The sequence below is a fragment of the Alkalihalophilus pseudofirmus OF4 genome (assembly GCF_000005825.2).
Taxonomy (GTDB): Bacteria; Bacillota; Bacilli; order Bacillales; family Bacillaceae_D; genus Alkalihalophilus; species Alkalihalophilus pseudofirmus.
The window spans coordinates 940,719-955,347 of sequence record NC_013791.2; the positions used below are offsets into that span (position 1 = coordinate 940,719).

14 protein-coding genes are annotated in these 14,629 nt (G+C 38.8%); 9 read left to right on the top strand and 5 right to left on the bottom strand.

All coding sequences use genetic code 11. From position 1 onward, the window contains the following. Nucleotides 1-20 precede the first annotated feature (20 nt). From BPOF4_RS04680 to BPOF4_RS04710, 7 genes are all read left to right on the top strand, one after another. Complete coding sequence (locus BPOF4_RS04680) at nt 21-1,112, top strand: TRAP transporter substrate-binding protein (RefSeq protein ID WP_012957921.1); 1,092 nt, start codon at nt 21-23, stop codon at nt 1,110-1,112. 6 nt (nt 1,113-1,118) lie between these two features. After that, complete coding sequence (locus BPOF4_RS04685; protein ID WP_012957922.1) at nt 1,119-1,619, top strand: TRAP transporter small permease subunit; 501 nt, start codon at nt 1,119-1,121, stop codon at nt 1,617-1,619. Then, the gene (locus BPOF4_RS04690; protein ID WP_012957923.1) at nt 1,609-2,916 is read left to right on the top strand and encodes a TRAP transporter large permease; all 1,308 of its coding nucleotides are present in this window, start codon (nt 1,609-1,611) and stop codon (nt 2,914-2,916) included. Before BPOF4_RS04685 ends, BPOF4_RS04690 begins: the two co-directional genes overlap by 11 nt. A gap of 24 nt (nt 2,917-2,940) precedes the next feature. Further along, entirely contained in the window at nt 2,941-3,429 is a 489-nt protein-coding gene (locus BPOF4_RS04695) for a RidA family protein (protein WP_012957924.1), read from the top strand. 165 nt (nt 3,430-3,594) lie between these two features. Then, complete coding sequence (locus BPOF4_RS04700; protein ID WP_012957925.1) at nt 3,595-5,055, top strand: aldehyde dehydrogenase family protein; 1,461 nt, start codon at nt 3,595-3,597, stop codon at nt 5,053-5,055. 76 nt (nt 5,056-5,131) lie between these two features. After that, the gene (locus BPOF4_RS04705) at nt 5,132-6,484 is read left to right on the top strand and encodes an aromatic ring-hydroxylating oxygenase subunit alpha (protein ID WP_012957926.1); all 1,353 of its coding nucleotides are present in this window, start codon (nt 5,132-5,134) and stop codon (nt 6,482-6,484) included. After that, nucleotides 6,481-7,005: an aromatic-ring-hydroxylating dioxygenase subunit beta gene (locus BPOF4_RS04710; RefSeq protein ID WP_012957927.1), complete on the top strand. Its 525-nt coding sequence runs from the start codon at nt 6,481-6,483 to the stop codon at nt 7,003-7,005. The genes BPOF4_RS04705 and BPOF4_RS04710 overlap by 4 nt, the downstream gene beginning before the upstream one ends. Before the next feature lie 45 nt (nt 7,006-7,050). Here the strand turns inward: BPOF4_RS04710 and BPOF4_RS04715 are convergent, their stop codons facing one another. From BPOF4_RS04715 to BPOF4_RS04725, 3 genes are read right to left on the bottom strand one after another with little or no spacing between them, the layout of a single operon-like run. Further along, nucleotides 7,051-8,256 (bottom strand): CynX/NimT family MFS transporter, encoded by a 1,206-nt coding sequence (locus BPOF4_RS04715; RefSeq protein WP_012957928.1) that lies wholly within the window; start codon nt 8,254-8,256, stop codon nt 7,051-7,053. Between the two features lie 25 nt (nt 8,257-8,281). Then, entirely contained in the window at nt 8,282-9,064 is a 783-nt protein-coding gene (locus tag BPOF4_RS04720; RefSeq protein WP_012957929.1) for an IclR family transcriptional regulator, read from the bottom strand. Nucleotides 9,065-9,078: 14 nt separating this feature from the next. Beyond that, a complete protein-coding gene (locus BPOF4_RS04725) occupies nt 9,079-9,843 on the bottom strand; it encodes an IclR family transcriptional regulator (protein ID WP_012957930.1) in 765 nt (254 codons plus the stop codon). Nucleotides 9,844-9,978: 135 nt separating this feature from the next. Here BPOF4_RS04725 and BPOF4_RS04730 point away from each other — a divergent pair, with 135 nt between their 5' ends. Further along, nucleotides 9,979-11,178 carry a 4-hydroxybenzoate 3-monooxygenase gene (locus tag BPOF4_RS04730; protein WP_012957931.1) on the top strand — a complete coding sequence of 400 codons (1,200 nt, stop codon included), beginning with the start codon at nt 9,979-9,981 and terminating at the stop codon, nt 11,176-11,178. Nucleotides 11,179-11,215: 37 nt separating this feature from the next. Here BPOF4_RS04730 and BPOF4_RS04735 read toward each other — a convergent pair whose 3' ends face one another. Both BPOF4_RS04735 and BPOF4_RS04740 read right to left on the bottom strand, forming a co-directional pair. Continuing rightward, a complete protein-coding gene (locus tag BPOF4_RS04735; protein WP_012957932.1) occupies nt 11,216-12,151 on the bottom strand; it encodes an amidohydrolase family protein in 936 nt (311 codons plus the stop codon). Nucleotides 12,152-12,167: 16 nt separating this feature from the next. Next, complete coding sequence (locus BPOF4_RS04740) at nt 12,168-12,950, bottom strand: IclR family transcriptional regulator (protein ID WP_012957933.1); 783 nt, start codon at nt 12,948-12,950, stop codon at nt 12,168-12,170. Between the two features lie 211 nt (nt 12,951-13,161). Between BPOF4_RS04740 and BPOF4_RS04745 the strand changes: the two genes are divergently transcribed. Beyond that, on the top strand, nt 13,162-14,625 hold the full coding sequence (locus BPOF4_RS04745; protein WP_012957934.1) for an aldehyde dehydrogenase: 1,464 nt from the start codon (nt 13,162-13,164) through the stop codon (nt 14,623-14,625). The last annotated feature ends 4 nt before the right edge of the window (nt 14,626-14,629 follow it).

Consider the following 14,629-nt stretch of genomic DNA (forward strand, 5'->3'; position numbering starts at 1 on the left):
TATTAAAGGGGTGAATGTTTATGAAGAAAGAGAAATGGAAGCGTTTACTAGGGTTCGGTGTGGTAAGTGTGGCTCTAAGTGCACTTGTAGCTTGTGGAGGAAGCGAATCAACGGGAGGTTCTCCTACAGCAGAAGCGGAAGAAGATACACCTGCTCCATCTGGGGCAGTAGTAGATCTATCAATCTCCTCTTTTATGCCTGGTCCCCATCCACAGCATACTGACTTATTTGAACCATTCATTGAGCAGGTGGAAGAGGTAACAGAAGGACGTGTTACGGGTACGATGTATCCGGCTAATGCACTTGGTGAATCGAATGCCCAATATGATTTAGTTGTGAATGGTGTTGCTGATATGTCTATGGCTCTTCACGGATATACACCAGGCAGATTCCCATTAACAGGGGTAACAGAGCTGCCTTTTATGGGTGGGAACGCAGTGGAATCAACGGAGATTTTCTGGAACTTGCATGAACAGTTCCCTGAAATTGCTGAAGAACATGAAGGAACGAAGGTTGCATGGTTATTTAAAAATGATCCAGCTCAACTTTTAACTGTCGATAAACCTATCCAATCACCTGAAGATTTAAATGGCTTAAGGATTAGAACGCCGTCACCTGCAGCTAACGGCATTCTAGAAGCATACGGGGCGATACCTGTATCAATGCCAATGGGTGATGTTTATGAAGCAATGCAAAGAGGGGTTGTTGATGGTGCACTAGCTCCAGCCTCAGTTATTACGAACTTTCAGCTAGCTGATGTGACAGGCTATATCACAAAAGGTGACTTCTATACGAGCAGCTTATTTGTAGTAATAAATCCAAATACTTGGTCTCAAATCGCTGAAGAGGATCAAGTGGCTATTGAAGAATTAATGGGTGAAGCAATGGCTCTTAAAGCCGGAGAAATTTATGATGAGGACGGCGAAGGTGGTTGGAACGCTGCAAGAGAAGGCGGTATTGAAATCTATGAAATTTCTGATGAAGAGCTTGATGCTTGGAAAGCACCACTTGAACACTTGAATGAAGAGTGGGTTGAAGAAATGGAAGCACAAGGATTACCTGGCCAAGCAATTTTTGATGAGGCTATTAGACTGCGTGATCAAGGAGAGTAATGACTTATGACAAAGTTGATACATTCGTTTGAGATGGTGGTTAGTTTTCTAAACAATATATCAGCCAAAATATCAGCTGCCCTCCTTTTTTTAATGATGATATTAACCTTTAGTGATGTAACAGGACGCTTTTTATGGCGTCCTGTTACAGGCACTTATGAGCTAACTTACTTATGGTTAGCCTTAATTGTCTTTCTGAGCTTAGGGTATACTCAGCAGAAAAAAGGACACATCTCAGTTGGCGTGCTGATTGATAAATTACCAGTCCGCGGTCAAGCGGTTGTTGATATTATTACGTATTTAATTATGTTGTCTATTCTTGGGTTGATGTCTAGACAAACATTTCTCTATGCTCAGCAAATTTCAAATAATGTAACCGGGGACCTTAGACTTCCGGTATATATGTTTGTCATTGTATGCGCTGTTGGAATTTTACTTTATGCATTAACAGTAATTTTAGATTTATTGAAAGCGCTCCGGAAGGTGGTGAATCCAAATGAGTCCTGAATTGATAGGAGTCATAGGGATTGTTACTCTATTTATTTTAATTTTACTACGAGTACAAGTGGGCATTGCTCTGTTACTCGTTGGTTTTACCGGATACCTTACATTATCTGGATCAAATGTCGCTCTAGCACAGCTTGGGATGAGTGCCTTTGGGACAGCCAGTAAATATAGTTTAAGTGTAATGCCGATGTTTATTTTAATGGGTATGTTTTTATCCTATAGTGGCTTAGCGAAAGATTTATTTAAAGCGGTTGATCACTGGGTAGGGCATGTCCGAGGCGGTCTTGGAATGGCTACAATCGGAGCTGCAGCAATTTTTTCATCGATTTCTGGTTCTGCAAATGCGACGACTGCGACACTTGCTAAGGTCGCGATTCCAGAGATGAAGGATTACAACTATAAGCCTAGTTTATCCTCAGCTTGTGTAGCAGCAGGCGGGACTCTCGGCGTTTTAATTCCTCCTAGTGTCATTCTCATTTTATATGGGGTGCTGACAATGGAGCCTGTAGGCGCACTTTTAATAGCTGGTATTGTGCCAGGTATTTTACTGACATTTTTATTTATGTTGACAGTTTATATTAGGGTAAAGCGTGACCCATCACTTGCTCCAAACGTTCAGACACCTTCAACATTTAAAGCAAGAATGGGTTCATTCGGAAAAATTTGGCCGTTTGTTTTAATATTTATGCTTAGTATTGGCGGGATCTATTTCGGCTTCTTTACACCAACAGAAGCTGGAGGGGTAGGAGCATTAGGAGCATTATTGTTTTCTGTGTTAACGAAACGCTTAGGTTGGAAAGGATTTTTTGATTCTTTAGAAGAAACCATTCGTTTAACATCAATGATTTTTATTATTTTGATTGGAGCTACTTTATTTGGGCAATTTTTAGCAATGAGTAGAGTACCAACCGCAGTGACATCGATGGTAATTGGTTTAGATGTGTCACCATTTGTAATCATTGCCATCATCTTATTAATCTATTTCTTACTAGGCCTTTTCCTAGAAGGGATAGCTATTCTCGTATTAACGTTGCCAATCGTGTATCCTTTGGTTATTCAATTAGGATTTGATGGAATTTGGTTTGGGATTATTATGGTTATGGTATTTAATATGGGAGTTGTCACTCCGCCACTTGGTATTAGTGTATACGTAATTAACGGGGTCGCTAAAGATATTCCAATTCAAACTATTTTTAGAGGCGTTACACCAATGTTAATCGCAATGATGATCTTTACTATCATTTTAGTAATCTTCCCGGAAATTGTTATGACTTTACCAAACCTAATGCGAGGTTAGATTAATCGAAGTGAGGAGATAAAGTTGTCGTATGAAGAGAAATTGAACCAATTAAAGATAAACCTTCCAACCGCATTTACACCAAAAGGTGTATCACTATTGTCCGTAAAGCAAGCAGGGAATATTCTCTACACGTCTGGACATGATTGCAGAGTGGGAGATGAATTACTTTACCAGGGGAAAGTTGGAACTGATTTAACGATAGAAGAGGGAAGGGAAGCTGCAAAGCAAACGGTAATTAACTGTCTCGGTTCGATAAAAAGTCATTTAGGGAGCTTAAACCATGTAGTACAAATTATAAAAATGACAGGGTATATTAATTGTCAGTCTGATTTTGACCAACTTCCTCATATTCTAGATAGTGCATCAGATGTTTTAATAAGTATCTTTGGAGTAGAGAGAGGCGGGCATGCAAGATCTGCTATCGGTGTTGAATCCTTGCCCTATCGTATTCCTCTTGAAATAGAGCTTGTTGTTGAAGTGAAAGCTAGAGGGGGAAAATCGTTCAATTAAGCTTAATTTTAAGTTTTTTTATTTTTGTTTTAATTTTGTTGCACCTACAAGAACGCATCTATTTTATTTGCAACTTAAATATTTTATAGTATATGTAAGCGTTTACTAAGTGATTGTTTAGGTGAGGGTAGTATTTTAGTAAAGAGATGAAAGGGTGACTTGTCTGTGGAGAATTTCGAAAATTACGACAAAAGCTTTATCGATGGAAAATGGGTAGCAGGATCTAGCAAACGAACGTATAAAATCTCCAATCCATATGATCAATCTCTTATTGCTACAATGACTTTAGCAACAAAAGAGCAAGTTTCGGAAGCCTTTGTTGCAGCTAAAGAAGCTCAAAAAGTATGGGCAAAAAGTACAGTTGAAGAGAGAAGAGACGTCTTAAGTAAAGCTGCTCAATATCTGAAGGACAATCGTGAAGAAATCGTTAGTATCCTAGGTCGTGAAACAGGGGGCACTGTATTAAAATCAAATGTGGAATTACATCTGACGCTTGAATTTTTAGAGGAATCCATTAAATATGCAGATGAAGTATTCACTAAAAAGGAAGTGCCTGGACATGTTGAAGGCAAATTAAATCAGATACACCGAGTGCCTTTAGGCGTTATTACATCTATTTCTCCATTTAATTTCCCAATGAACCTTTCTATGAGGACCATTGCACCTGCTATTGCTTTGGGGAATGCAGTGGTGCATAAACCAGACATTCAAGTTGGGTTAAGCGGAGGAACCATAATTGCTAAAGCCTTTGAACATGCTGGACTTCCAAAAGGTGTGCTCAATGTGATTATGACTGATTTAGAGGAGATTGGCGATGATCTATTAACAAACCCACATTCGCAGTTAATCAGCTTTACTGGCTCAACAGCAGTAGGTCGTAAGATTGGAGAGATAGCAGGCCGTAACTTAAAACGTGTGGCTCTTGAACTTGGTGGTAATAGTCCATTTATAGTCCTGTCTGATGCGGATGTCGACCGTGCAGTAGATGCGGCTGTTTTTGGGAAGTTCATTCATCAAGGACAAATTTGCATGATTATTAACCGTATCATTGTCCATGAAGATAAACATGATGAATTTGTGAGTAAATTTGTTGATAAGGTTAAATCCCTTCCATACGGGGATACAAGCAATCCAAAAACGGTTATTGGACCTCTTATTAATAAAACTCAAATGGATAAAGCTATTCGTTATATTGAGGAGGCTAAAGCGGAAGGTGCTACCGTTGCCCTTGAGGGTGAACGGGTAGGTAATATTTTGACACCATTTGTATTTACGAATGTTGATAATTCGAGCAAACTTGCCCAAAGCGAGTTGTTTGCTCCAATTGCTTCTATTATTAAAGCGTCAAGTGATGAAGAGGCAATTGAAATTGCCAATGATACAGAAATGGGGCTCAGCTCAGCTATCTTTACTAGCGACCTTGTGAGAGGAGAAGAGTTGGCTCTTCAAGTCGAGGCAGGAATGACTCATATTAACGATCAGACTGTAAATGATGCACCTCATATCCCATTTGGTGGAAACAAAGCAAGTGGTTTAGGCCGCTTTGGTAACCCGTGGGTGGTGGAAGAGTTTACGGTGACAAAATGGGTTTCAGTTCAAACGCAATATCGTGAATTTGCGTTCTAGGCAAAATAATTCATAAAAGAGGTGCACTTCAAAGGGTTTAACCTGTGAAGTGCATTTTTTTGAAGGAGGACATTTAATGATTAAACGGGAAATTGACTCAAAACTAGTTCAGCAATTAAAAGATAAAATGAAAGAAGGACTATTGCCGCAATGGGTTATTACAGACCCAGATATTTATGAACTTGAGCGAGAGAGAATATTCGGAAAAACTTGGCAGTTTCTATGTCATGAAACTGAGTTAAAAGAGGCGGGATCTTTTGTAACGAGGTGGATGGTTAACGATCCTGTATTAATTGTAAAAGATCGAAAAGAGAAGATCAAAGCTTACCTAAATTCATGTACTCACCGTGGAACGCAACTATGTACAGCTGATCGCGGAAAGAAAAAAACGTTTACCTGTCCTTACCATGGATGGAGTTACAATTTAGATGGAGAATTGGTTGGTATCGTTGCAGGGAATAAAGTATACGGTGAAGAGATGTGTAAAGATGAGTGGGGACTCCGTGAGATTCCACAAGTAGCAAGTTACCGCGGTATGGTATTTGGATGTTTAGATCCACATGCTGAGCCACTAGAGGATTATTTAGGGGATATGAAATGGTATTTTGATTTAATGCTCGGAAGAAGTGATGATGGGATGGAAGTTATTGGGCTGCCTCAAAGGTGGATAGCAAAAGCAAACTGGAAATCAACTGCCGAAAACTTTGCTGCAGATCCATACCATGTTCAAACCACCCATAGATCAACGGTAGAAATGGGAATAAGCCCTGAAGATCCGTTATACGCTGGATATGGTCATCAAGTTGTAATGGATAATGCACATGGTATTAATGTCATCACTTCAAAAACGGGCCGGTCTAGGGCAAAGTATCAAGGGATGCCTGAATCGATGTGGCCGATGTTTGAGAGGAATTTATCATCAGAACAAAGAGATATACTAGAGCGGGTTACAGTTTTTGTCGGTGGGGTTTACCCTAATCTTTCCTTCGTCAGCCCTATTCATGGAACAGAGGGGTATTTGCATAATTATCTTAATTTCAGAGTGTGGAGACCGCTTGGGCCAGATAAAGTCGAAGTATGGTGCTGGTTCTTGATTGATAAAAATGCTCCCAAAGAATACAAGGATAATGCTTATAAAGGCTATCTAGGGTCATTTGGACCAACAGGAACACTCGAGCAAGACGATACAGAGACTTGGGCTAGGATTGTTGAAGTCAGCGGGGCAACGATGATGCGCAACAAAGAATTAAATTATAATAATGTTAGTAATTATTTAATGGGCTTTTCTAATGTAGAAGTTGATCATACCTTTACAGGTCCTGGGGTTGCTTACCCGACGACATATTGTGATGCCCTATCTAGAAGAATGCATGAACATTGGCTCGATTTACTGACTAAGCCAAGTCGTGTAGAGGAGGCAAGTCGATGAGTATTAAAAAGCATTCAGAAGTGCCATTAGATATCAAAGATCAAATTATAAGTCTCCTATACCAAGAAGCGCATTACTTAGATAACCGTATGTACAAAGAGTGGATTGAACTCTTAGCAGAAGATGTGACTTATAAAATGCCGTTAAGAGAAACAGTTGAAGGGGTAAACATAAATAATATATCATCTGATTCTGCTTATTTTGAGGAGACTAAAGCCTCTTTGCGAACACGTGTAAATCGTTTATATACTAAATCTGCCTGGGTAGAAAATCCAGCTACAAGGCAGCGGCATTTTATTTCCAATGTAGTTATACATCAAGGTGAAAAAAAGGGTGAGTATAACGTCCGCAGCTATTTCCTTTTTAAAAGAAGCAGGGGATCAACAACAGATATTGAAGAAATGTTCGGTGAGAGGCATGATGTAATCACTAAAATGGAAGGTGAATGGAGAATCATTTCTAGAACGATTATTCCTGATCAAACAGTCATGACAACTATGAATATGAGCATGTTTCTATAAAAAAGATCCTGAATGAAATAAATTCATTCAGGATCTTTCCTCTCTCTAGGCTCTCATTTGCTCTGAAGCGTGCTGGAATACAAATTGATTTCGACCTGCAAATAAACCAAAACTCATCATTGCAACAGAGAGCATAATAAAAAGTAAGATAGCTGGAGAAGGAGTAAGAAATAGATCTAGTAATAATCCCATGCCAATCGGTCCTAAAGCAGCTAGTAAATACCCGGCAGATTGAGCCATTCCAGATAAACTAGCAGCATCATATGCGCTCTCAGATCTTAGGCCGAATAAGGTTAAGGCAAGACTTATACCGGCCCCTTGAGCTATCCCTATGAGTACAATAGAAAGACTAAGAAGCCCGATCCCACCACCAATATAGAGCCCGATGAACCCTGATACATAGAGGAGAGCAATACCTACAACCAACCCTCGTTGGTCTCTAAAGCGACCGGCATAGATTGGGACTAGTAAAGTTGCAGGCAGTCCTGCTAACTGCGTTAGTGTTAGCATCCAGCCGGCAGTTGTTACTTCAACTCCTTGACTGATTAATATATCTGGTACCCAAGCAATAATACAATAGAAAATACATGATTGAAATCCCATAAAAAATGTGACCTGCCAAGCTAGTTTTGAAGACCAGATTGAGCGTTTGCTATAAGGCACTGGCTTCGCTTTATTTTGAGTTCGAAGCTGTGGGAGCCAAAATAGTAACGCTAGCCCTGACAAGACAGCCCACACACTTAACGACTTTTCCCATCCCAGATTTAATCCATAAGCTAGCGGGATACTTAAGCCTGAAGCAAGAGCAGCTAGTGTACCCATAGAAGTTGTGTAAAGACCTGTCATTAAGCCAAATTTAGATGGAAACTTATCTTTTACTATGGCTGGGATTAACACATTGCAAATAGCAATACCTAATCCTAATAATGCTGTACCAATAAATAAAGTAGCTACCATTCCTGTAGAACGTACCAATATACCTATCGTCAGAATAAATAAAGCAATGAAGACCGTGCGCTCATTCCCGATTTTTAAACCGATTCTAGGTGCAATTGTTGAGAAGATTGCAAAAGCAAGTAAAGGCAGAGTAGTAATTATTCCTATTGAGCTGTTAGTCAAATTCGTGGCAATTCGAATATCACCAATTAAAGGACCGACAGCTGTAATAGATGAACGGAGGTTAAACGCAACTAAAACAATTCCAATTAAAAAAAGGATTGTTTTAAAGGAAAGGGGAGATTTTTTACTCATAGATACTCCAGTCTAAGCATGTTATTTATGCTTTAGTTTTATTGAAAGAAAGATTTTCTATAGTGCTGGCTGCTCTCTTTACCAATGTACATAGGGAGTCCAATTTTAATTGAGTTATTCTTGAAGTAGGACCGGCAATACTTACTGAAGCATTTACGATTCCTTGCCCGCTTTTTATAGGTGCTGCAATCGAAGTTACGCCTTTATGCATTTCTTCATGACTGACTGCATATCCTTGTTTTTTTATAGTAGATAATTGTTGCTTAAGGATCTTGGGATTTGTAATCGTATATTCTGTATAGCGTGTGAGGTCTTGGTTAACGATGCAATCTATTTTAGCTTTACTTTGAAACGCAAGAATTACCTGTCCAGAACTTGTGCAATGGATGGGGTTTTGTCTGCCTGCATGAGAAAGCAGATGAACGGGGTGCTCTGAGTCAATTTTATATAGGTAAACGACCTTATTACCTTTTAATATGGCGATATGGGCAGTTTCTCCAGTAGTTTCTGTTAAGTTCTCTAATATAGGGACGGCTGTCTGGTAGAGTTTATATTTAGCTAGAAAGAGGTTGCCCATTGATAGAATAGATGAAGCTGGTCTGAAACATTTTGATATAGGATCTTTAACTAAGAAGCCATTATTCATTAGAGTATGAACTAGTCTGTGGGCAGTACTTGTCGCTACGTTTAATCTTTCAGCAATCTCTGATAAGTTAAGTTCTGGTTCATCTAAACTAAATAAATTCAATAAACGTAAAGCGTTTCTAAACGATGAATAAGAATGATTATTTAAAGCCTTATATCTCATATTCCTCCCCCTACTCATGAAAAAGTTAGAAAACCTAATTTATCAGAAATTTCATTACTTGCTAGACTAACTTCTCTAATGTAATCGTCAAACTTAATTTGTTTCATCCGATAGAGTGGGCCTACAATACTCACAGCTGCAATTACTTCTCCAGTAAAATCTCTGACAGGGGCTGCTATACTCACCACTTCATCGAACATTTCATTTACACAAATCGCGTATCCTTGTTTTTTTATCTCTTTAAGCTGATTTAGTAAAATTTGTTTGTCTGTTACGCTCTTTGGACCGCATTTTACGAGTTCGTAATGGAGGATTTTATTAAGCACTTGATCATTTTGATAAGCAAGAATGACTTTCCCAGAACTAGTACAGGTTGCTGGGTTTGTTTTTCCAATAGAAGATAAGAGTTCAATAGGCTGGCTACATTCAACCTTATGTAAATAAGTGATGTTTGAGTCTTCTAAAATTGAAATATGGGCAGTTTCGTTTACTTTTGCTGCTAAAGTTTCAAGTGCTGGTTTAGCTTCACTATAAATATCAGAATGGGATGTAATAACTCCGCTCAAACAAAGAACAGAGACTCCTAATTGATATTTCTTACCGTTTTTTTCTAAAAAACCTTCCTCTACCAACTCACTTACAAGACGGCTAACGGTACTTTTACTCAAGGACAATTCTTCTGATATTTCTGTTACTCCCCAAGTGGACTTTTCAGTTGAAAATAGATGCAAAATCATAAGACCGTTATGAACAGATTGCAGAGACTTTTTTGTTTTCATGAAAAATCACCCTAATGTATGATGTTTTATTATTTGTTTCACATAAAAGAAAAAACACATTTTTTTCTGAACATTCTTATAATAACATTTTAATTAAGAAAAGTAAGCGTTTACAAATAAAAGGGGTGTAAAAATATGAAAACTCAGGTAGGAATTATTGGGGCAGGTCCAGCAGGGTTAATGTTATCACACTTACTACATTTAGAAGGTATTGAGTCTGTTATTTTAGAGTGTCGCACAAGAGAAGAGATTGAAAGTACGATCCGTGCTGGTGTACTTGAACAGGGCACAGTTGATTTAATGAACGAAGCTGGAGTAGGAGATCGTATGATGCGTGAAGGTCATCTCCATCATGGGATCGAACTTCAGTATAGCGGAATCAGACAACGGGTAAATATGCATGAGCTTACAGGTGGAAAAAGCATCATGGTCTACCCGCAGCACGAAGTAATTAAAGACCTTGTAGCTGCAAGACTAGAAGCGAGAGGAGAAATAATTTTTGGTGTTAGTGATGTTGGTTTACATGATGTAGAGACCAATTCCCCAAGAATCACATTCTTAAAAGATGGAGCAGAAATGGAACTTGCTTGTGATTTTATTGCGGGGTGTGATGGATATCATGGACCAAGCCGTCAAATGATTCCAGCATCCGTTCGAAATGAGAAGAAGCAAATATATCCGTTTGGCTGGCTAGGGGTACTTGCAAAAACGCCTATTGCTAATCCTGAATTGATTTATGCCAACCATGATCGTGGTTTTGCATTAATAAGTCAGCGTACACCAGAAATACAACGTCATTATCTCCAAGTAGATCCAACTGAAGATATAGCAAATTGGTCAGATGATCGAATTTGGTCAGAGTTAAAAGCTCGAGTTGAAACCGATGGGTGGGAACTGCCAGATGGTCCTATTATTCAAAAAAACATTGTTTCTATGAGAAGTTTTGTCTGTGAGCCGATGCAATACGGAAGGTTATTTATTGCAGGAGATGCAGCCCATATTGTTCCACCCACAGGAGCTAAAGGATTAAACTTGGCCATGGCTGATGTTCAAGTTTTAAAGAGAGGAATAACTGCATTTTACCAATCTGGGGACATGAATTGGTTGAATCATTATTCAGAAGTTGCACTAAGACGTATTTGGAAGGCTCAGCGATTCTCCTATTGGATGACAACAATGCTTCATACTAATTTCAACCATACATCATTTGAACGCAGTGTTCAGCTAAGTGAATTAGATTATGTTACATCTTCAAGGGCAGCACTTACCAGTTTATCAGAGAACTATATCGGCCTGCCTTTTGAATGGGAAAAAGAGAGGTCCTTGCAAATATAAGCATAAAAAAGGCTACCGTACTTGGTAGCCTTCATTCTTATTTAAGGAGGGATTCACCTCCCTTAGCAAATGCTCTTTCAGGAGGCCATGCACTTAAGTCGAAAGGGTAATCGGATCCTGGAACAATACGGTCTTCGCCAACCATTTTTGCTAGATATTCAAGCGCCGTAGGGTTCCAAAGCACACTATCATACCAAAAGTCTTTTAAGTATTCAGTTGGTTTTTTCTTAAGTACATTTGAAACAAGAGGCCACTGTTCATACCCTTTATCAAGACGTCCGATTTGATAAGGGAGCAGGCCGCCTCCATGTGCTAGGAGAATTTTAACTTGGTCATATTGATCAAGAATACCACTTAATAAAAGGTCAGTTGCAGCGATCGTTGTTTCCCAAGGAACACCGATTAAATTAGGCATCATTCGCTGCTTCAAGCGTGGATCTTCACAGAGTAGTGGGTGAATAAATAGAATGGCTTTTTGATAATTGGCCTCTTCAAAAAAAGGAGCAAAGCTTGGATCAGACAATAATTTACCGTCCAATCCTGGACCAATAATAGCCCCTTTCAAACCTGAATTCATAGCTTCACGTAAGTTCTGTGCAGCTAGTCCAGGATGATTAAGAGAAACGGTAGCTAAGCCAGAGAGACCTTCAGGACTGGATTTACACCATTTTGCCAGAGAATAATTGTAAACGGTTGCAAGTTCACTCGTCAACTCTGCCGAGAAGTCGTACAAAAACAGTTGAGGTATAGGAGACACAACTGCATGAGTAACACCAATCTTTTCTTTTTCTGCAAGGTAGAGGTCAGCATCAACAAATTCCCTTTTTAATTCGAAGGCCCATTTATCATTAATTGATAAAAACGCTTCTTTTTCAGGGTTCTTCCTAAGCCATTGAGCATTAACAGTTTTCTGATTGTCTGTTATCCAAGTTAATACATCTTCAGGTATGAAATGAGTGTGAAAATCATGCATACAATCAACTCCTTAATTAGTAGTATCCTCGGTAACCTAACCTTGCCGATATTTGTTTGCCAGCGTCAATTACTTTTTTTATATGGGAAGGGATTGTGTGCTGATTTAAGCGCTGAATAGGGCCGACTATATTAACAGAAGCAATAACATTTCCAGTGTAATCGCGTACTGGCGATGCAATAGAGACAACCCCTTCAAAAATCTCTTCACTGCTCACTGCATAGCCTGATTGACGGATTTCATCAAGTGTTTCTTTTAATTTCTGAGGATCCGTTATTGTGTACTCAGTAAAAGGCTCTAAACCGTTTTCAATTATTTTATCTACAAAATGGACATCATTGTAGGCTAACAAAATCTTTCCAGAGCTTGTCGCATAAGAGGGATTTCGTTTTCCGATATGTGTGAAAGCCCGAACATGATGTTTACTCTCTACTTTATGTAGATAAATAACATCTAAGCCATCAAGGATCGAAAGGTGAGATGTTTCACCGGTTTTTTCTACAAGATCATTCAGAACTGGCATAGCCTCTTTATGAATTTCAAAATTAGATGTACACACACTTGCTAGAGAAAGGATTGATAATCCTAAACGATAGCGTTGATTTTCAGGATTCTTCTCCACAAACCCTTCACTAGCTAAAGTAGACATAAGGCGGCTGACTGTACTTTTACCAAGTTCTAGGTCTTTTGCTAGATCGGTAATTTTGAGTTCGGGTTCATCCATAGAAAATCTTCGTAAAATTCGTAAGGCATTTTTTACCGAGGATAATGTGTAGTCTTTTTTAGCGGTATTTGACATAAAAACCTCCTTTGTTCTTCATATAGGAACATAGTTCTTTTATAAAATGTAAATTCACTATATCATAACGTTTAATAAAATTGAATAATCAAAAAATTAAATAAAAAAATTTAATATTGTTCCATATGAAAGAACTATGATGTTTTATAAGGTACAAAAACTGAGTATGCTTAAAATATAAAACGATCTTAATTTACTGGAGGAATATATTATGAAAACAGTTACTACTGCTACTGGTATTGATTGCAAGCACTTTATCAATGGTCGCTACATGGATTCGATTAATAACAAAACATTTTCAAATACAAACCCTGCGACTGAGGATGTATTAGGTACAGTTGCTGAAGGTGGAAAAGAAGAAATTAACCTTGCCGTCACATCAGCAAGAAGAGCGCTGAATGGACGTTGGAAAACGATGCCTCTGACTGAACGTTCTCAAATTTTACGCAAAGTAGGGGATCTGATCTTAGAAAGAAAAGATGAACTTGCACGTCTAGAATCATTAGATACAGGAAAGCCCATTTGGTTATCAAGCTCAATAGATATTCCTCGTGCAGCTTATAATTTTCATTTCTTTGCAGATTACATGACGACAATGGGGACAGAAGCATATCAGCATGATGACCTTGCTATTAACTATTCTGTTCGTAAGCCAGTTGGAGTTGTAGGGCTGATCAATCCATGGAATCTTCCTTTATTATTATTAACTTGGAAACTTGCACCATGTCTTGCTGCAGGAAATACAGCGGTAATGAAGCCAGCTGAGTGGACACCTATGACGGCTACGATTCTAGCGGAAATTTGTAAAGAGGCAGGAGTTCCAGACGGTGTGGTGAATGTAGTACATGGATTTGGACCGGATTCCGCAGGTGCTGCACTAACTGAACATCCTGATGTAGATGCAATTACATTTACTGGTGAAACGTCCACTGGAACAGCAATTATGAAAGCGGCTGCCAATTCTCTTAAGAAGCTTTCATATGAACTTGGCGGGAAAAATCCCAATATAATTTTTGCAGATTCAGATCTAGATGAAGTGTTAGAAACAACAATTAAATCTAGCTTTATTAATCAAGGTCAAGTGTGTTTATGTGGATCAAGAATTTATGTGGAAAGACCGGCTTACGATGAATTTGTAGAGAAATTTGTGGCAAAAACGAAGGAATTGGTAATCGGTGATCCTTTTGATGAAAAAACAAAAGTGGGTGCAATGATCGGAAAAGAACATTATGAACGTGTTCTTAGCTATTTAGATCTTGCCCGTGAAGAAGGCGGAAAAATAGAAATTGGTGGAGGAAGACCTGAAGGATTTGATAAAGGGTATTTCATTCAACCAACGATCATCACAGGTCTTGACCGTAATACTAGGTGTGTACGGGAAGAAATCTTTGGTCCTGTTGTAACAGTTATCCCATTTGATCTTGAAGATGAAGTTGTTGCACAAGTGAATGAATCTCATTACGGATTAAGTGCTTCCATTTGGACGAATGACTTGCGACGGGCTCACAGAGTAGCAAATGAAATTGAGGCGGGTATTATTTGGGTTAATACATGGTTTTTAAGAGACTTGCGTACACCATTTGGCGGAATGAAGCAAAGTGGGATCGGCCGTGAAGGCGGCATGCATAGTTTTGAGTTTTACAGTGAATTAAAAAATATATGTATCAAACTTTAAGGAG

What these genes read in the sequence shown, in the direction of transcription:
- BPOF4_RS04730 (WP_012957931.1), top strand. Translation starts at nt 9,979, where the DNA reads ATGAAAACTCAGGTAGGAATTATTGGGGCAGGTCCAGCAGGGTTAATG.
- BPOF4_RS04710 (WP_012957927.1), top strand. Translation starts at nt 6,481, where the DNA reads ATGAGTATTAAAAAGCATTCAGAAGTGCCATTAGATATCAAAGATCAA.
- BPOF4_RS04735 (WP_012957932.1), bottom strand. Translation starts at nt 12,151, where the DNA reads ATGCATGATTTTCACACTCATTTCATACCTGAAGATGTATTAACTTGG.
- BPOF4_RS04715 (WP_012957928.1), bottom strand. Translation starts at nt 8,256, where the DNA reads ATGAGTAAAAAATCTCCCCTTTCCTTTAAAACAATCCTTTTTTTAATT.
- BPOF4_RS04690 (WP_012957923.1), top strand. Translation starts at nt 1,609, where the DNA reads ATGAGTCCTGAATTGATAGGAGTCATAGGGATTGTTACTCTATTTATT.
- BPOF4_RS04685 (WP_012957922.1), top strand. Translation starts at nt 1,119, where the DNA reads ATGACAAAGTTGATACATTCGTTTGAGATGGTGGTTAGTTTTCTAAAC.
- BPOF4_RS04680 (WP_012957921.1), top strand. Translation starts at nt 21, where the DNA reads ATGAAGAAAGAGAAATGGAAGCGTTTACTAGGGTTCGGTGTGGTAAGT.
- BPOF4_RS04705 (WP_012957926.1), top strand. Translation starts at nt 5,132, where the DNA reads ATGATTAAACGGGAAATTGACTCAAAACTAGTTCAGCAATTAAAAGAT.
- BPOF4_RS04725 (WP_012957930.1), bottom strand. Translation starts at nt 9,843, where the DNA reads ATGAAAACAAAAAAGTCTCTGCAATCTGTTCATAACGGTCTTATGATT.
- BPOF4_RS04720 (WP_012957929.1), bottom strand. Translation starts at nt 9,064, where the DNA reads ATGAGATATAAGGCTTTAAATAATCATTCTTATTCATCGTTTAGAAAC.
- BPOF4_RS04745 (WP_012957934.1), top strand. Translation starts at nt 13,162, where the DNA reads ATGAAAACAGTTACTACTGCTACTGGTATTGATTGCAAGCACTTTATC.
- BPOF4_RS04740 (WP_012957933.1), bottom strand. Translation starts at nt 12,950, where the DNA reads ATGTCAAATACCGCTAAAAAAGACTACACATTATCCTCGGTAAAAAAT.